The sequence below is a fragment of the Streptomyces sp. MA5143a genome (assembly GCF_900290235.1).
In the GTDB taxonomy this organism is placed as follows: domain Bacteria; phylum Actinomycetota; class Actinomycetes; order Streptomycetales; family Streptomycetaceae; genus Streptomyces.
The window spans coordinates 1-807 of the sequence record NZ_OLMK01000182.1; the positions used below are offsets into that span (position 1 = coordinate 1).

1 protein-coding gene is annotated in these 807 nt (G+C 71.3%); it reads right to left on the reverse strand.

Annotated features, from left to right (window positions below; all coding sequences use genetic code 11):
* The coding region (locus tag SMA5143A_RS42445) for a maltotransferase domain-containing protein (protein ID WP_258194098.1) at positions 1-807 on the reverse strand (807 nt) is incomplete at both ends.

The window sequence follows — 807 nt, forward strand, 5'->3', positions numbered from 1 at the left end:
CGGCGAGGGTGTGCATCATCGCGGGGCGGGTGAAGGCCTCGGCCAGGAAGATCACGTCGGGGTCGGTGCGGTTGATGTCCGCGATGACCTGTTCCCAGAACACGACCGGTTTGGTGTGGGGGTTGTCGACGCGGAAGATCCGCACGCCGTGGTCCATCCAGTGCCGCAGGATCCGGGTGGTCTCCGCGATCAGGCCGGGCATGTCGGCGTCGAAGGCGATGGGGTAGATGTCCTGGTACTTCTTCGGCGGGTTCTCCGCGTAGGCGATCGTCCCGTCGGGGCGGTGGTGGAACCATTCCGGGTGCTTGTCGACCCAGGGGTGGTCGGGGGAGCACTGCAGGGCGAAGTCGAGGGCGATCTCCATGCCCAGCGCGCGGGCCTCGGCGACGAAGTGGTCGAAGTCGTCCAGGGTGCCGAGGTCGGGGTGGACGGTGTCGTGGCCGCCCTCGGGGGAGCCGATCGCCCAGGGCACGCCGACGTCGTCGGGGGTGGGGGAGAGGGTGTTGTTGCGGCCCTTGCGGTGGGTGGTGCCGATGGGGTGGATCGGGGGGAGGTAGACGACGTCGAAGCCCATCGCGGCGATCGCGGGCAGCCGGCGGGCGGCGGTGCGGAAGGTGCCGTGGGGCTGCTCGGCGGTGCCCTCGGAGCGGGGGAAGAACTCGTACCAGGAGCCGAACAGGGCCCGTTCACGCTCGACCAGCAGCGGCAGCGGGTCGGAGGAGGTGACCAGCTCCCGCAGCGGATGACGGGCCAGCACCTCGACCACCTCCGGCGCCGACGCCGCCGCCAGCCGGGACGCGGCCGGCC